This window comes from Ensifer sp. PDNC004 (assembly GCF_016919405.1).
GTDB lineage: Bacteria > Pseudomonadota > Alphaproteobacteria > Rhizobiales > Rhizobiaceae > Ensifer.
In genome coordinates this window covers 423,741-438,196 of the sequence record NZ_CP070354.1, presented here as the reverse complement: position 1 = coordinate 438,196, position 14,456 = coordinate 423,741, and the positions used below count along the sequence as shown (strand labels likewise).

The 14,456-nt window shown below is 63.8% G+C and carries 12 protein-coding genes; 9 read left to right on the top strand and 3 right to left on the bottom strand.

Annotated elements, in window-relative coordinates:
* Positions 1-107 precede the first annotated feature (107 nt).
* From JVX98_RS30380 to JVX98_RS30370, 3 genes are read left to right on the top strand one after another with little or no spacing between them, the layout of a single operon-like run.
* Positions 108-800, top strand: a complete 693-nt coding sequence (locus JVX98_RS30380) for a response regulator transcription factor (RefSeq protein ID WP_043620592.1) — start codon at positions 108-110, stop codon at positions 798-800.
* Positions 790-2,172: a sensor histidine kinase gene (locus JVX98_RS30375; RefSeq protein ID WP_205240106.1), complete on the top strand. Its 1,383-nt coding sequence runs from the start codon at positions 790-792 to the stop codon at positions 2,170-2,172. The genes JVX98_RS30380 and JVX98_RS30375 overlap by 11 nt, the downstream gene beginning before the upstream one ends.
* Positions 2,169-3,170, top strand: a complete 1,002-nt coding sequence (locus JVX98_RS30370; protein ID WP_205239563.1) for an ABC transporter substrate-binding protein — start codon at positions 2,169-2,171, stop codon at positions 3,168-3,170. Before JVX98_RS30375 ends, JVX98_RS30370 begins: the two co-directional genes overlap by 4 nt.
* A gap of 32 nt (positions 3,171-3,202) precedes the next feature.
* Here the strand turns inward: JVX98_RS30370 and JVX98_RS30365 are convergent, their stop codons facing one another.
* A complete protein-coding gene (locus JVX98_RS30365; RefSeq protein ID WP_192448391.1) occupies positions 3,203-4,693 on the bottom strand; it encodes a PLP-dependent aminotransferase family protein in 1,491 nt (496 codons plus the stop codon).
* 108 nt (positions 4,694-4,801) lie between these two features.
* Here JVX98_RS30365 and JVX98_RS30360 point away from each other — a divergent pair, with 108 nt between their 5' ends.
* Positions 4,802-6,034: a benzoate/H(+) symporter BenE family transporter gene (locus JVX98_RS30360; protein ID WP_205239562.1), complete on the top strand. Its 1,233-nt coding sequence runs from the start codon at positions 4,802-4,804 to the stop codon at positions 6,032-6,034.
* 375 nt (positions 6,035-6,409) lie between these two features.
* The gene (aztD, locus tag JVX98_RS30355) at positions 6,410-7,642 is read left to right on the top strand and encodes a zinc metallochaperone AztD (protein WP_205239561.1); all 1,233 of its coding nucleotides are present in this window, start codon (positions 6,410-6,412) and stop codon (positions 7,640-7,642) included.
* 335 nt (positions 7,643-7,977) lie between these two features.
* Here the strand turns inward: aztD and JVX98_RS30350 are convergent, their stop codons facing one another.
* Both JVX98_RS30350 and JVX98_RS30345 read right to left on the bottom strand, forming a co-directional pair.
* On the bottom strand, positions 7,978-8,877 hold the full coding sequence (locus JVX98_RS30350; RefSeq protein ID WP_205239560.1) for an N-acetylglucosamine kinase: 900 nt from the start codon (positions 8,875-8,877) through the stop codon (positions 7,978-7,980).
* Positions 8,877-10,091: an N-acetylglucosamine-6-phosphate deacetylase gene (locus tag JVX98_RS30345; protein ID WP_205239559.1), complete on the bottom strand. Its 1,215-nt coding sequence runs from the start codon at positions 10,089-10,091 to the stop codon at positions 8,877-8,879. The genes JVX98_RS30350 and JVX98_RS30345 overlap by 1 nt, the downstream gene beginning before the upstream one ends.
* A gap of 80 nt (positions 10,092-10,171) precedes the next feature.
* On the opposite strand from JVX98_RS30345, the gene JVX98_RS30340 reads away from it, so the two are divergent.
* The 4 genes from JVX98_RS30340 (at position 10,172) to JVX98_RS30325 (ending at position 14,382) form a co-directional block, all read left to right on the top strand.
* Positions 10,172-10,927 carry a DeoR/GlpR family DNA-binding transcription regulator gene (locus JVX98_RS30340; protein ID WP_205239558.1) on the top strand — a complete coding sequence of 252 codons (756 nt, stop codon included), beginning with the start codon at positions 10,172-10,174 and terminating at the stop codon, positions 10,925-10,927.
* A gap of 107 nt (positions 10,928-11,034) precedes the next feature.
* On the top strand, positions 11,035-12,843 hold the full coding sequence (gene dsbD / locus JVX98_RS30335) for a protein-disulfide reductase DsbD (RefSeq protein WP_205239557.1): 1,809 nt from the start codon (positions 11,035-11,037) through the stop codon (positions 12,841-12,843).
* Complete coding sequence (locus tag JVX98_RS30330) at positions 12,840-13,664, top strand: TlpA disulfide reductase family protein (protein ID WP_205239556.1); 825 nt, start codon at positions 12,840-12,842, stop codon at positions 13,662-13,664. Before dsbD ends, JVX98_RS30330 begins: the two co-directional genes overlap by 4 nt.
* A 109-nt stretch (positions 13,665-13,773) precedes the next feature.
* Positions 13,774-14,382, top strand: a complete 609-nt coding sequence (locus tag JVX98_RS30325; RefSeq protein WP_205239555.1) for a DsbA family protein — start codon at positions 13,774-13,776, stop codon at positions 14,380-14,382.
* The last annotated feature ends 74 nt before the right edge of the window (positions 14,383-14,456 follow it).

Here is a 14,456-nt window from a genome sequence, read left to right as displayed (position 1 = left end):
ACCCCTCCCCGAAGCTCCGCTCTCCCGGCGAAAGCTTCATAGTTCTCATCTGCTTTTGATCTGTGTATGGGAGTATCACTGTCACAATCCTGTCACCTGGAAACGCGATGCGCATTCTCCTGATCGAAGACACCCCCGACATCGCCTTTGCCATTTCCATGCGCCTGGAAAAGGAAGGCTACGAGGTCACGACCGCGTTCGACGGCGCGGAAGGAGAGCGGCTCGCCCTCAACGCCTCGCACGATCTGGTGATCCTCGACATCAACCTGCCGAAGCGGGACGGCTTCGCCATCCTGAGTGCCATGCGCCAGGGTGGGCTGACGCGTCCCGTCATCGTCATCACCGCCCGCAACCAGGTGGCCGACAAGGTCGACCTGCTCGAATTAGGCGCTGACGACTATCTGGTCAAACCGTTCGACCTGCACGAGCTCGTCGCGCGCATCCGGGCCGTCTCCCGCCGGCACCTGGGGGCGGCGCAATCGGTTCTGCGCTTGGGCTCGATCTCCATCGACCTTTCGGCCCGCGCGGTGATGCTCGAAGGCCGCCCGCTCGACCTCGGCCGCCGCGAATTCGACGTGCTGGAGGCCCTGGCGACCCGTGCCGGCACGACGGTCAACAAGGAGCAGCTGGTCGTAAAGCTCTTCGGCTATGAGGACACGGGCACGCCGAATGCCGTCGAGTTGCTGGTTTCCCGGGTGCGCCGGAAGCTCGAGGACTGCGACATCGAGATCGTCACGCATCGCGGCGTGGGCTACATGCTGCGCCAGCGCACCGGGAGCGGCGCAAGCGGTGCGGTCTGACTATTCGATCGAGCGCCGCATCCTGTTCAGCGGCGCAGCCCTGCTCATCATCATCGGGCTTTTCCTGTTCTGGATGGTGCGCTGGAATGCGCACAACGCGGCCGAAGAGGCCTTCGACCGGGTGCTTGGCGCGGCCGCACTTTCGATTGCCGACACGGTATCGATCGAAGACGGCACCGCAAGCGTCGACCTGCCGCATTCCGCCTTCGCCATCCTCGGCACATCCCGGCTCAATCGCATCTTCTACCGGGTGGCGGCCCCAGACGGCACGATCATCACCGGCTCGCCGATCCTCGGCCTGGAGATCCCGCACGGCACGGGACCGCAGTTGCGGCTGGCCGACAGCACCTACAGGGGCGAGCGGATCCGCATCGCCGCCGTCGCTCGCTATAGCACCGACGCAGCCGGCGGCGGCTGGGTCGACGTTCTCGTCGGCGAGACCCGCGAGGCGCGCGATCAGCTCGGGCTGCACCTGACCTTCAACGCGGCCCTTCCTGCGATCGCCGTTTCCGTGCTGGCATTCCTGCTGATCTGGCTGGCGGTCCGCCAGGCTTTCGCACCGCTGAGAACGGTCGAGGCCGATTTGCGCCACCGAGCTTCGTCTGATCTGAGCCCAGTCTCCGGTCCGGTACCAAGGGAGGTGAGCGCACTGATCTCGGCGCTGAACGACTTCATGGGCCGACTCGATTCCGTGCTTGTCGGCCTGAAGAGCGTGACGGCCGACGCCGCCCATCAGTTGCGCACGCCGCTGACCGCCTTGCGCGCACTTGCAGAACTTTCGATCGACGAAGCGCCGGCGGGCAGATTGCGTGACATTCTCGGCCGCATCCACGCCAACTCGGTCAACGCAAGCGTTCTCGCAAACCAGCTTCTGTCGGATGCAAGCACGTTGCACGGCATTGAATCGCGTCTGCGCGAGACCCTCGACATGCGCCTCGTTGTGCGGGAGGCCATCCGTCGCCTGCAGGCCGAAGGCTCCTATCCCGCCCTCGACGACATGCTCACGCTTAACCTGCCCAGCAACGCCGTCGAGATCGAAGCAGAGGCCGTCAGCCTGCGCGAGATGATTCGCAACATCATCGAAAACGCGCTGGTGCACGCGCCGGGAACTATCGAGGTCACCGTGACGGAGGCAGATCGCCTGGTCCGTTTCGTTGTTTCCGATCGGGGGCCCGGAATTCCCATGGAGATGCGCAAGCAAATGTTCGAACGCTTTTCCCGCGCCGACAGCAGTAAACCGGGCTCCGGCCTTGGCCTCGCCATTGCCAGAACCGTCGCGGAAGCCATGGGTGGCAGCATCAGCCTCGACGATCGGGATGGAGGCGGGTTGTCGGTCGCGGTTTGCCTGCCCAAGGGAGGAATTCCGGCATGATCGTTCGCTTCACGCTCGTGCTTCTCGCCGTGCTCTTTGCCGCATCGGCGCCGGCGCGGGCCGCTCCGGAACGGCTGACCATCGTCGGGGTCGATGCACAGCCGACGATGCAGCCGCTGCTCGACGCCCTTCAGGCCGACATGCCACACACGAAGGGCCAGTACAGGCAGGCGCGGCCGAGCCAGATCATTTCACGGCTGCTGGCGGGCGTCGACGACGCCGACCCGATCGACGTGCTGGTGCTGCCGACGCCGGATCTTGCCGTTTACCTCGCCAACGAAGGCAGTGTCTCGCGGCATGGCGCTTCGGCGATCAAGCACCGGCCGCAGCAACAGGCCCACTGGCGCAGCGAAGTCTTCAGCATCGGCTACGACCCGGCGGTCTTTGTCGTGCGCAAGGGCGCGCTGGCACCGTCCGACGTCCCGCGGACCCGAACCGAACTCGCGCGTACGCTGGAGCAGAACCGCGCGCGCCTGCTGCGCCGGGTCGGGCTGGTCAACATCGGCATCGACGATGTCAGCTATGCCTTCGCCTCGCAGGAGGCGCTTCGATCGCCGCTCTTCTGGCGCATATCCCGCGCTGTCGGTGCATCGCAGGCCCGCATATTCGACAGCAACGAGGAACTGCTGCAGGCGATGGCGGAAGGCCACATCGACATCGGCTACAACGTGCCCCTGTCCGCCGTGCGCAAATGGATGCGCAAGACCGCATCGATCGAGATGGTCATCCCTGAAGACTACGTGCTGGCGCTGCCCTGGACGGCATTGATCCCGGAGAAGGCCCGCAATCGCTCGACCGCCGGCGATGTGGTCGATTTCCTGCTTTCCGATCGCGCCGACCGCGCGCTCGAACAGGTCGGCCTGACCCGGTCGCGCGACCTCGACACGATGAAGAACGTGCAATTCATCGAATTGGGACCGGAGCTGCTCGTCTATCTCGACGCCGTCAAGCGCAGCCGATTCCTCGACACATGGTTCCAGCTCGTCATCCAGGACTGAATAGCGAGACGTTGGGGCGACGCTCGCACGGCCTATGACTTCGCCGCAGCCAGGAGAGCGCTCGCCAGCTTGCGGACCGCCCCCTCGATCTCGCTTGGCGTATAGGCCGCAAACCCCATGAGAAACCCGGGCTCGGGCTTGCCGCCGGCGTAAAGCGCCGACAGTCCCATGATCTCGATCCCCACACGTCGCGCGGCATCGGCGGCTACGGCCTCCGAGATCGCGCCCGTCAGTGCGCACGGCATCTGCAGGCCGCCATCGGGCACCCGTGCTTCAAGGAACTGCGGCAGATGTTTTCCGACGAGCGTCGCCAGAAGGTCGAGCCGGTCCGCATAGATGCCGCGCATGCTGCGCACATGGGCACCGAAATGTCCGCCTTCCATGAACCGGGCGAGCGTCAGCTGCGCCATCGGCGCGGAGTGTCCGTCAAGCAGCGTGCGCGCGACGGTCATCGGCTTGACCAGCTCGGGCGGCAGAACGGCGTAGCCGATCCGGAGGCCGGGAAAGAGCGATTTGGTGAAAGTTCCGATGTAGATCGTCCGGTCGTGTGGATCGAGGCCCTGCAGGCAGGCCGTCGGTTTGCCGGCATAGTGGAATTCGCTGTCGTAATCGTCTTCGATGATCCAGGCCTGATGGCGGCTGGCCCATTCGATCAGCGCCAGACGGCGATCGAGCGCCAGCGTCGCGCCGGCCGGGAACTGGTGCGAGGGCGTCAGAAACACCGCCTTGACCTTGCGTGTCTCCGCCTTGATCTGGTCGACGGCGATGCCGTGGCGGTCCACGCGGATCGGCACACATTCGAGCCCCGCCGCATCGAACGCCTTGCGTGCGCCGTAGTAGGCCGGATCCTCGATGAAGATACGGTCGCCGGGATCGAGCAGCATGTTGGCGCACAAGGTCAGCGCCTGCTGCGAGCTGGTGAGGATCAGCACCCGTTCGGCCGTGGCACGGGCGCCGCGTTCAAGGTTCACATAGTCGGCAATGACGCGGCGCAGCTCTTCGATCCCTTGCGGGTCGCCGTGAAGCAGCGCCCGTCTGCCGGTTTCGCGCAGGACCTGCCGTCCGAGGCGCTCCCAGAGCGCGAGCGGAAAACTGCGCGTCTCCGGCACGCCATGGGCGAAGGGTCGCGGCAACAGCTGCTCGCTGACGCCGCCGCTGCCGAACATGGCATTGCCGCGCCTGCTCAAGGCCGGCGCCTGGTTGAGCGACTGCGTGCGTCTTGGAGTCTGGCGCCTGCCGGGCGCAAACTCCGTCACCTCGGCCACGAAGCTGCCGCTGCCGATGCGCCGGTCGATAAAACCTTCGGCATGAAGCTGGCCATAGGCCGCTTCGATCGTATCGCGCGACACGCCGAGGGATTTGGCCAGCGCCCGCGAAGCCGGAAGCGGCTTTTTCGGCCCAAGCGCACCGTCGAGGATCAGTTGTCGGATCGCCCGCTGGATGCGCGCATGAAGCGGCATGCCCGCCTGGGCGGGCTGGGCAATCCATGCCTTCACGGACTCGAGTTGCGAATGCTTGAACAAATGGTCTGGCCAGATTGAGGAAAATGGATGGGCATATCGCGCCATTGGCTGGCTATTTGTCAACGCGGCTTACCCGTCCTTCCCGAAAATTCAGGACCCCGATAGATCATGACCTCCCATATCTCCCCGTCATCCCTTCGCTTCAACGATCTTGCCCATCCCATCGTCGCGGGCCTGATCTCCGTCATCGTCAACTATGGCGGCACCTTCATCCTGGTCTTTCAGGCCGCGAAAGTGGCTGGGCTCAGCCCCGAGCTGACGGCGTCCTGGGTCTGGTCGATATCCATCGGCGTCGGACTGACGGGGCTCTGGCTGAGCTGGCGCTACCGCGAGCCGATCATCACCGCCTGGTCGACGCCGGCCGCAGCCTTTCTCGTCACAGCGCTTGCGACCACGCCCTACGCCGAAGCCATCGGCGCCTACATGATCTCGGCCTTGGCTTTCGTCGCGCTCGGGCTTTCGGGCTATTTCGAGAAGGTCATCCGGCTGATCCCGCCCGGCATCGCCGCTGGCCTGCTCGCCGGCATTTTGCTGCAGTTCGGCATCGGCGCATTCGGCGGCGCAAGCGTCGACCCGCTGCTCGTCGGCCTGCTGATCGTCGCCTATGTCGTCTTGAAGCGCTTCGCCGCCCGCTATGCCGTGGTGGGCATTCTCGTCCTCGGGCTCCTGTTTCTGCTCGCAGAGGGCCGGGTCGACCTGTCGGGCCTGAAGCTCGAGTTCGCGGCCCCCATTTTCACGATGCCGGAATTCTCACTGAACGCGCTGCTTTCGGTCGCATTACCGCTGTTTCTGATCACGCTGACCGGCCAATACATGCCGGGAATGCTGGTGTTGCGGAATGACGGCTTCAAGACCAGCGCCAACCCGATTGTCACCGCGACGGGCTTCGGTTCGCTGATCATGGCGCCTTTCGGCTCGCACGCTTTCAACATCGCGGCAATCACGGCGGCGATCGCCACCGGCAAGGAGGCCCATGAGGATCCGTCCAGGCGCTGGATCGCGGGTATCGCTGCGGGCTTTTTCTACGTGCTCGTGGGCGTGTTCGGCGTTACGCTTGCGGCGGTGTTCATGGCGTTTCCGGCAACCTTCATCACCACGCTTGCGGGCCTTGCCCTGCTCGGCACGATCGGGGGTAGCCTTGCGGCAGCGACAGCCGACCCGGCCTCCCGCGAAGCGGCGCTCATCACGTTCCTGGCCTCCGCCGCGAACATCAAGTTGCTCGGCATCGGCGGGGCCTTCTGGGGTCTGGTGATCGGCCTTGTCGCCTACATCGTTCTGAACGGCCGCCTGCCGCAGCGCCGCGGGAACAAGCTGTCCTTGAGGCAGGGCGCAACGAAGTGACGGCACGACCGGACCCAGCCGCATTTTGGCGACCGCATCCGTGATGTGTGGCCCTATGGTGGGTCTGGGTCCATCTCGCCGCCCCGCCCTTCCAGGAAGATCGGCAAAGTCCACCACAATAAAACCAAACGTTTCGGCGGATGGCGGCGAGACAGGCCGCCATTCGCCTTCCACAGGCGAAGTCACAAAGTGACCATCGCATTGGCGAGACCAAGCCTCACCACCCTTGACGTCAAGGTCACGGCAGAACTCTCGGCGAACCGCCTATGCCGTCCTCGCCGACACCGATGCAAACGGCAGGTTGTTGCCGCTGGACAAGAGAAACGTAACGCTATAACACAACGAACGTTACGTTATTACATTATAGGAGATTTCATGTCCCGCTCCGGTTTGCCCGCGCTTTTTGCCACGACCATTCTTGCGACCCTCGCTTTTCCGTTGACCTCCCATGCCGAGGAAGAACAGCAGCGCGCGACCTGGCGTTTGTTCATTGCCGACCACACCAAGCCCGTGGTTCGCGCCATCGATCTGGAAACGGACAAGGAAATCGGCCGTTTCGACCTTGAGGGCTACGCCGCCCTTTCGTTGAGCGATACCGGGCGCACGGTCTTTGCTGTCCAGGGCGAACAGAACCTGATCCATGCCATCGACACCGGCATCGCCATTTCCGATCACGGCGAGCACCGAGACATCGAAGTCAAGGAGCCAAGGCTTCTCGAGACGACGATCCGCGGACAAAAGCCGGGCCACGTGGTTGCCCATGGTGACGATCTCGCCATCTTCTACGACCGCGGCGGCAAGTTCGATCTGCTTGGCGAAAGCGCGCTTCTGGACGGCAAGGCGGAACTCAAGGCTTACGACACGACCGCCGCACACCATGGCGTCGCGGTCTCGACCGGCAACCATCTTCTCGTTTCGGTCCCGAACCTCGAAGCCCCGGTCAAGGAAGGCGAGCTTCCTCCTCGCCTGGGTCTGCGCGTCCTCGACAAGGAAGGCAAGCAGGTCGGCGATGTCGCAACCTGCACGGGGCTCCACGGGGAAGCAACGTCCGCACGTCTGGTCGCCTTCGGTTGCGCAGAGGGTGTCCTGGTCGCGCGTCCGGGCGGGCTCGACGGCCCCAAGCTCGAGATGCTCGCCTATGGCGACAAGCTGCCGGAAGGCAAGGTCTCGACCCTGCTCGGCGGCACCTCAATGCAGTTCTTCCTTGGGAACTACGGAGAGGACAAGGTGGTGCTGATCGACGCCGACGCGAAGGAACCCTACCGCCTCGTCGAACTGCCGCTGCGGCGGGTCGACTTCATCCTCGATCCGGCAAAGTCACGCAACGCCTACATCCTGACGGAGGACGGCAAGCTTCACCTGCTCGACGTCGTGGATGGCGTGATCACCAGATCGGAGACCGTCACGGAACCTTACAGCAAAGACGGTCACTGGCGCGACGCAAGGCCCCGCCTGGCCGTCGCCGGCAACCACCTCGCCATCACCGATCCGCGCCAAAGCCTGGTGCGCCTGATCGACACGGATACCCTGAAGGAAACCCGCACGATCGCAGTCGAAGGACAACCCTTCGCGATCGTCGCAGCCGGCGGATCGGGTGCAACCCACTAGGAAACACAGGCAATAAAGTCTGGGCGCCGGCCGAAGGGCCGGTGCTCATCAGCAGGTGAGCCGACTGAATGCCCCCGATCGCTCGGCCTTTGCTCTCGAAGGGCCGGCACACTCTCTAACTGCCCGACCGAAAAGCGCCGGCCGGCCGCCCAGAAAGTGCTCGTCCGGCACAAGACAGACTTCGAACAAATGTCGATTTCTTAGAGACGCCAGCCGATCAAGGGCAACTGTTCGGCGTGGTCGATCGCCACACCCGACCGCAGTGCCGCCGAACAGCAATCTCCCCACCCGCTCTCCCAGCAGCTTAACAAGCGAGACCAATGCTCGGCGAGCATTCACGGGTGCCTGGCGCCCCCCCTCTCGCCCGCCAGCTTCAGCGCGCCAACCACAGGTGGCTCACGCACGAGAAACACGATGAGGCCGTATCGCTCCCGGATAAGGCGGCTCACATGGCTGAAGAACCGGGCCTGGCTTTCCAATAGGCCGCCTCCGGCAAAAACCGGGCCGGGTGCGCCGCGTCGGTGAAGCCTGCCGACCAGATCTGCAAGACTGGACGCCCCGTCCTCCAGAACGCGCCCGGCGATCCTGGAGCCACGTGCTGCAACCTCGAAGATCGCAGGTACGTGACATGCCAGGGAAGCCGCAGACGGCGCCTCCGCCAGCCGCTCGTTCGCGTGCAGAAGTCTTGGGATCGCCAGGCTCTCCATCAGCGCCTGCGAAAGCTGGCGATCCGGCATTCCAATATCCTCGGCGGCGAGCGCCTCCTGAAGGGCGCGCCGAACCAAACCGGCCCCGCCGCCGTCATCGCCAATGAGCCATCCCCAGCCACCGGCCGATATCAGCGTGCCGGCGCGGTCTCTCGCGACAGCAATGGACCCCGTTCCGGCAATGAGCGAAATGCCTCGCCCATGACCTGCAGCCGCAAGCAGCTCTGCGTCGTTCACGACACGGATGTTCCACCCCGTCACATCACGAAGCGCGGTCTCGCAACGGCGGAGTGCCTGTTCGTCGTTGCAGCCGTTCGCCCCCATGACAACCCTCGACGGCGTAACCCCGTCGAAGGTCGCCTCCACGAGGCGCTTCAGGCGAAGGCAATCCTCGTCGGAATAGCTGGCGTGCCTCCAGGCAACCGTCGGAACCTGATGATCGGCCCGAAGAACTCCGTCGTGAGCGATCATCCAGCGCGTCTTGGTGCCGCCGACATCGATGCCGAGAGCGACTTCGGGCGCCCGCATCAGATCTGTTGCCCGAGGCTTGCACCATCGGCGACGGCAACGACCCCCCCGATAATCACCGACTTCACGTTGAGATCACGGTCGAGCACCACGAAGTCCGCCAACTTGCCCGCCTCGATGCTTCCGATGTCGCCGGCAGCGCCAACCAGTTCCGCCGGCGTCAGCGAAGCCATCCGAATGACCGAAGGCAGGTCGCGTCCGACGGCATGCGCCATCGTTCGAACCATCCGGTCCATCCCGTGCATGGAACTTGCAAGGCTTCCATCGGCGCCTCTGACCGAATTGCCGTCGCTGAACACCCAGGTGCCGTCATCTTCCGAGCCGAACCTGTACTTGCCGGGAGGCGCATCCATGGCGCGGTTTGCGTCCGTAACCAGGCAGGTCCTTTGCGGGCCGATCATCTCGAAGGCGAAACGCAAGAGATCGTCGGAGAGATGGATGCCATCAGCGATCACCTCGGTGCTCATCTCGTCGTTCATGAGAACGTATTGTTCCATGCCCGCCTGCATCGGCGTGCCAAAGCGCTGCCGCAACGACGACACGGAGCTCATTGCGCACCAAAAATGATCGACATGCCGCATGCCGCGCGCGAACGCCGCCTCCAACTCGCCCCATGCCGCATTCGAGTGGCCGCAGGTGATGAAGCAGCCTTGCTGACGCGCGAACTCGAAAAACTCGAGCGCGCCTGGCAGCTCGGATGCGCATGTCGCGATCCGGACGATCTCCTTGGTCAGGAAGTATTCGTACTCTTCCCGAACGGGATCCCGGCGGCCTTCCTTAGAATGGACCCCAACCTTGTCCTCGGCGAAATAGGGACCGTAGAAGTGCACGCCGGCGATCCGGGCACCATCCGAGGGCAACCAATTCGAATGCACGTTTTCGCACGCTTTGATCATCGCATCGAGTTGCTCGAACGATCCGGTGGTCGTTGTCGGGAACACCGAGGTGGTGCCATGTCGCGCATGGGCGCGATTGACCGCCCTTACCGCTTCAGCCGTGCCATCCATGTAGTCTGCGCCCGCGGCCCCATGGATGTGGATATCGACAAAACCAGGGCAAATAAAGTGATCGGACATGTCGAGTACGGTCGCGGTCTCGCCAATTCCCCCGTCGGCCGCAACGCTCGCAATGCGGTCACCGCGACATTCGACCACTGCGTTTTCCAGAATCCTGTTCGGGAGGACGACATTTCCTTTGATAGCCAAAACGCTCATCACATAATCCTTGTTGAGATCTTGTGATTCCTGTATATGCACGAATACGCACAATCGTGCAATCTGGATGGAGTAGGAAATTGGAATCGACCCCGGACGAGCGCCGTAAATTCATTCTTGCTGAACTGCAGTCAAAGGGCCGACTTTCCACCGCCGACCTGGCAGAGCGCTTCTCGCTGTCGGAGGACACGGCACGGCGCGATTTTCGGGAACTCGCAGCCGCCGGCCTGATCAAGCGCGTTCACGGCGCTGCCCTCCCGGTGACGCCCGGTGAACAACCATTCCAGGGGCGATACAAGATTGCCAGGGACGTAAAGACGAAGCTTGCACGCGTCGCCGTCGAGATCGTTCTGCCCGATCAGATCATCATGATCGATGGCGGAACCACCAATCTCGAGCTTGCCAAGCATCTGCCACTGGACTTGAGGGCAACAGTCATCACCAACAGCCCAACCATTGCGACGGCGACAGCCGAACACCGAAACCTTGAAGTCATCCTTCTCGGCGGGGTCTTCGACAAGCGGAGCCAGATGACCTTGGGCGCGCGTGTCCTCGAGCAAATCCACGCCCTGAGCGCGGATATCTGCTTTATCGGCGTTCATGGTCTCCATGAGGAGTACGGCCTAACCACCGCCGGCTATGACGAAGCGGCGGTCAAAGCCGCGATGCTGCAGGTGTCTGCCGAGGTGGTCGCGATCGCGACACCTGACAAGATCGGAACCGTCGGCGCCTACAAATTTGCCCCGCTCTCGGCGGTCGATGTTCTGGTGACCGACCGCAGTGTCCGCGACAACCCGACGCTGGAGAAAGTCAGCGCCAAGGTCTTAACGGATTAGTTTGCGCGGCCCTTTCCCATCCTTTTGCCCGATCCGTCATTTTAAGGCTGCCTTAAGGTAGCGGCTTGATCGCTCCGCACTCGAATGAAGACGAGGACGCAAGAACGATGCGGAAAGTAAGTCTGCTGGCACTGGTTTGGGTTTTGATTGCGGCGATCCTGCCGGCCCGGGCGCTCGAAGCGCCCCTGCCGATGGATCAGGCCTTCGTGCCCGCAATCGCCTGGCAGGACGACGGCCGGCTGGCGATCACATGGACGATCGCCGACGGTTACTATCTCTACAGGGACTTCCTGGCAGCAGAAGATGAGAGCAAGCAACCGATCGCCCTGCAGACCGAACCGGGCACGGTCAAGGACGACCCGGGCTTTGGCACGACCGAGGTCTACTACCAGAAGGTTTCCGCCTGGATCGCCAATGCGCCTCAGACCGTCCGCCTCGCCTATCAGGGCTGCCAGGATGGCGGGCTGTGCTATCCGCCGACAACGCGCACAATCGATACCGCCGCGATGACCATCAGCAAGCCGGTGGGTGGCTTTGCCTTTGCACCTGCCAAGGACGCACGCCCCGTGGAAGCGCCGGATACAGGGTTTTCCATCGAAGCTGACGGCGGCGAGACGGCGGTCGACCGACTGATGACCGGGGGCGGGCTTGCGCTGCTTCTTGCCGGCTTCCTCGGCTTCGGACTGCTGCTCGCCTCCACGCCCTGCGTCTTCCCGATGTATCCGATCGTCGCGGCCATGCTCACGCGCGAGGGAGAGGGGCTGACGGCAGGACGCGGTTTCGTGCTCGCATCCGCCTATGTGCTGGCTCTGGCATCCGCCTTCGGTCTCCTTGGCATCGCGGCCGCATGGTCGGGGCAGAACCTGCAGATCATGCTGCAATCACCCGTCGCAATCGGCGTGGTCGCCGCACTGTTCGTGCTCCTGGCGCTCTCCAGCTTCGGGCTCTTCGAGGTCAAGCTGCCGGCAGCGATCGGCAACCGCCTAAGCGGCGGCCGGCAGAAGGGCGGCTCGGTCGGTGCTGCCGCCCTGCTCGGTCTTTCCTCCGCCCTCCTCATCGGCCCTTGCGTAACCGCGCCGCTTGCCGGCGCTCTCCTCTACATTGCCCGGACCGGTGACATTGCGGTCGGCGCACTCGCCCTTTTCGCGCTTGGACTTGGCAAGGGCATTCCGCTGATCATCATGGCGACGATCGGCGGCAAGACGCTGCCGCGCGCCGGCGCGTGGATGGAACGTGTCCGGCACGTCTTCGGCTTTGCCTTTCTGGGAACGGCGATCTGGCTTGCGACGCCACTGGTGCCGGAGCGCTTCCTCCTCCTGCCCTGGGCCGTGCTGGCCCTTGCTTTCGGCATCTACGCGGGCGCTTTCGACGGGCTGCGCCCGACGCGCGGCTATGGCGTGCTGGCGCGCTTGACCGCTGTCGTCTCGCTCATTTGGGGCAGTCTCCTGCTGGTGGGCTTCGGCCTTGGAGCCAGCGATCCGCTTACCCCCCTCGGTCCGCTCAAGGGGACAGCGAGCGGTGGGCAGACAGCCACCATCCAGAAGTCGGACTTTACCAAGGTCGGCTCGGCCGGTGCACTCTCCAGCCTTCTCGACACCGCAGCAGCCGACAGGCAACCGACCCTCGTTTATGTCACCGCGGACTGGTGCGTCACCTGCCGCACGATCGAACGATCCGTGCTGACGGCGCCTGATGTCGTTGCCGGCCTCAGCGGGGTCCGGCTGGCAAGCCTCGACGTCACCACCCTCGATGCGGAGAACGGCGCGCTGATGCGCTCACTTGCCGTCGTCGGCCCGCCGACCATGATCTTCTTCGACCCCAGCAAGGACGAGGCGCCCGGTACGCGCCTCGTCGGCGAAATCACGTCCGCCTCGCTTGCGGAGGCGGCACGGATCGCCAAGAGTGGTGCGCAATGAACGCCGTCGCGATAGGCCCCTTCGCCTTCTCTGCCGATCGCTTTTCGGTGATCGTCGGCCTGGTCGTGTTCATGCTGATCGGCGCTCTCCTTGCTGCGCGCGTCGACAACCGGCTTGGCAGCTTTACGACAGCGGCCACACTTTTGGGCGTTGTCGGCGCGCGGGCGGGGCATGTGCTCGCCCATGCCGAGAGCTTCCTGAAAGAGCCGTTGCGCGTTCTCGCCATCTGGCAGGGCGGTTTTTCCCCGACAGGCGGCCTCCTCGGCGTTCTCCTCGCCGTGGTGATCCTCTGGCGAAGAGCACCAAAAGCCGCACCCTGGGCGATCTTGCCCCTCGCTGCCGGCCTCTTCGTCTGGGTCGTCGTTACAACCCTCACCGATAGCCGCACGGCACCCCGTGCCCCGGAAACGTCCTATGCCGTGCTCGCACGGGAGGAAGCCCTTGCCATCGCCGAGCGCAAGGGCCGGCCTGCGGTTCTCAATCTCTGGGCAAGCTGGTGTCCGCCCTGCCGGCGGGAAATGCCGATGATGGCTGGGATGGCCGAAGGCAATCCCGAGGTCGACTTCCTCTTCGCGAACCAGGGCGAAAGCCGCGCTGCGATAGAATCCTATCTGCGCCAAACCGGCGTCGACCTGGAAACCATCCTTCTCGATCCTTTCTCGGACCTATCCCGGCACTACGGCGCGATCGGCCTTCCCGCCACACTTTTCATCAATCCGGACGGTACGCTCGCCGCGACCCACCTCGGCGAAATCTCGCGCGAGGCAATCGCCGAGCGGCTCGCCGCCTTTTCATCTGAGCACAGGAAGCAGACAGAATGATTGCTTCAGCCTTTCCGACTTCCCCCGTTTGCCTGCGCGGCATGGTCCTTGCCATCGCCACACGCGTCGTCGCTTTCGGCGTCACCCCATTCGCACAAGGAGAAATCTAATGCTCACCCGCAGAACCGTTCTGACCGCCACGGCCGCGACCGCTGCCGCCGTGCTTGTCGGAAGCCGACCATCCTTCGCCCAGGAATTGAGCAAGGAGGAAGTGTTTTTCGACAAGGACGCGCCTGTCCTCGGCAATCCGAAGGGCGATGTCACGATCGTCGAATTCTTCGACTATCAGTGCCCCTACTGCAAGAAAGTGCATCCGACGGTCGAAAAGGTGGTCAAGGCCGACGGAAACGTGCGGCTCGTGCTGAAGGACTGGCCGATCTTGGGCGAGGCCTCTGTCTTTGCCGCGCAAGCGGTGCTTGGAGCCGCCCAAATCGGCAAGTACCAGCCGGCGATGGAAGCACTGATGAAGACCAAGGCGAGGCTGTCGCAGGACGACATCGAGAAGGCGCTGATCGGCGCAGGTCTTTCGATGAAAGAGCTGACCGCAGCCGTGAACACGCATAATGCCAAGATTTCCGGACTGCTCGACCGCAACTACAGCCAGGCACTCGCCTTCAATTTCGCTGGCACGCCATCCTTCGTCATCGGCTCGGCGATCATTCCCGGCGTTCTGGATGAAAAAGGACTGAAGGACGCCATCGCCAAAGCGCGGGGCTGAAGCGCGAACGTGGCGCGCTTACCGGACGCGGCTACAAAATGCGGCCAGAGGCCGTTTGCGCGCGAGATGACCGA

Bases quoted from the DNA above. Each gene is read 5' to 3' on its own strand.
- JVX98_RS30380 (WP_043620592.1), top strand. From the start codon at position 108: ATGCGCATTCTCCTGATCGAAGACACCCCCGACATCGCCTTTGCCATT.
- aztD (WP_205239561.1), top strand. From the start codon at position 6,410: ATGTCCCGCTCCGGTTTGCCCGCGCTTTTTGCCACGACCATTCTTGCG.
- JVX98_RS30370 (WP_205239563.1), top strand. From the start codon at position 2,169: ATGATCGTTCGCTTCACGCTCGTGCTTCTCGCCGTGCTCTTTGCCGCA.
- JVX98_RS30330 (WP_205239556.1), top strand. From the start codon at position 12,840: ATGAACGCCGTCGCGATAGGCCCCTTCGCCTTCTCTGCCGATCGCTTT.
- dsbD (WP_205239557.1), top strand. From the start codon at position 11,035: ATGCGGAAAGTAAGTCTGCTGGCACTGGTTTGGGTTTTGATTGCGGCG.
- JVX98_RS30350 (WP_205239560.1), bottom strand. From the start codon at position 8,877: ATGCGGGCGCCCGAAGTCGCTCTCGGCATCGATGTCGGCGGCACCAAG.
- JVX98_RS30360 (WP_205239562.1), top strand. From the start codon at position 4,802: ATGACCTCCCATATCTCCCCGTCATCCCTTCGCTTCAACGATCTTGCC.
- JVX98_RS30345 (WP_205239559.1), bottom strand. From the start codon at position 10,091: ATGAGCGTTTTGGCTATCAAAGGAAATGTCGTCCTCCCGAACAGGATT.
- JVX98_RS30325 (WP_205239555.1), top strand. From the start codon at position 13,774: ATGCTCACCCGCAGAACCGTTCTGACCGCCACGGCCGCGACCGCTGCC.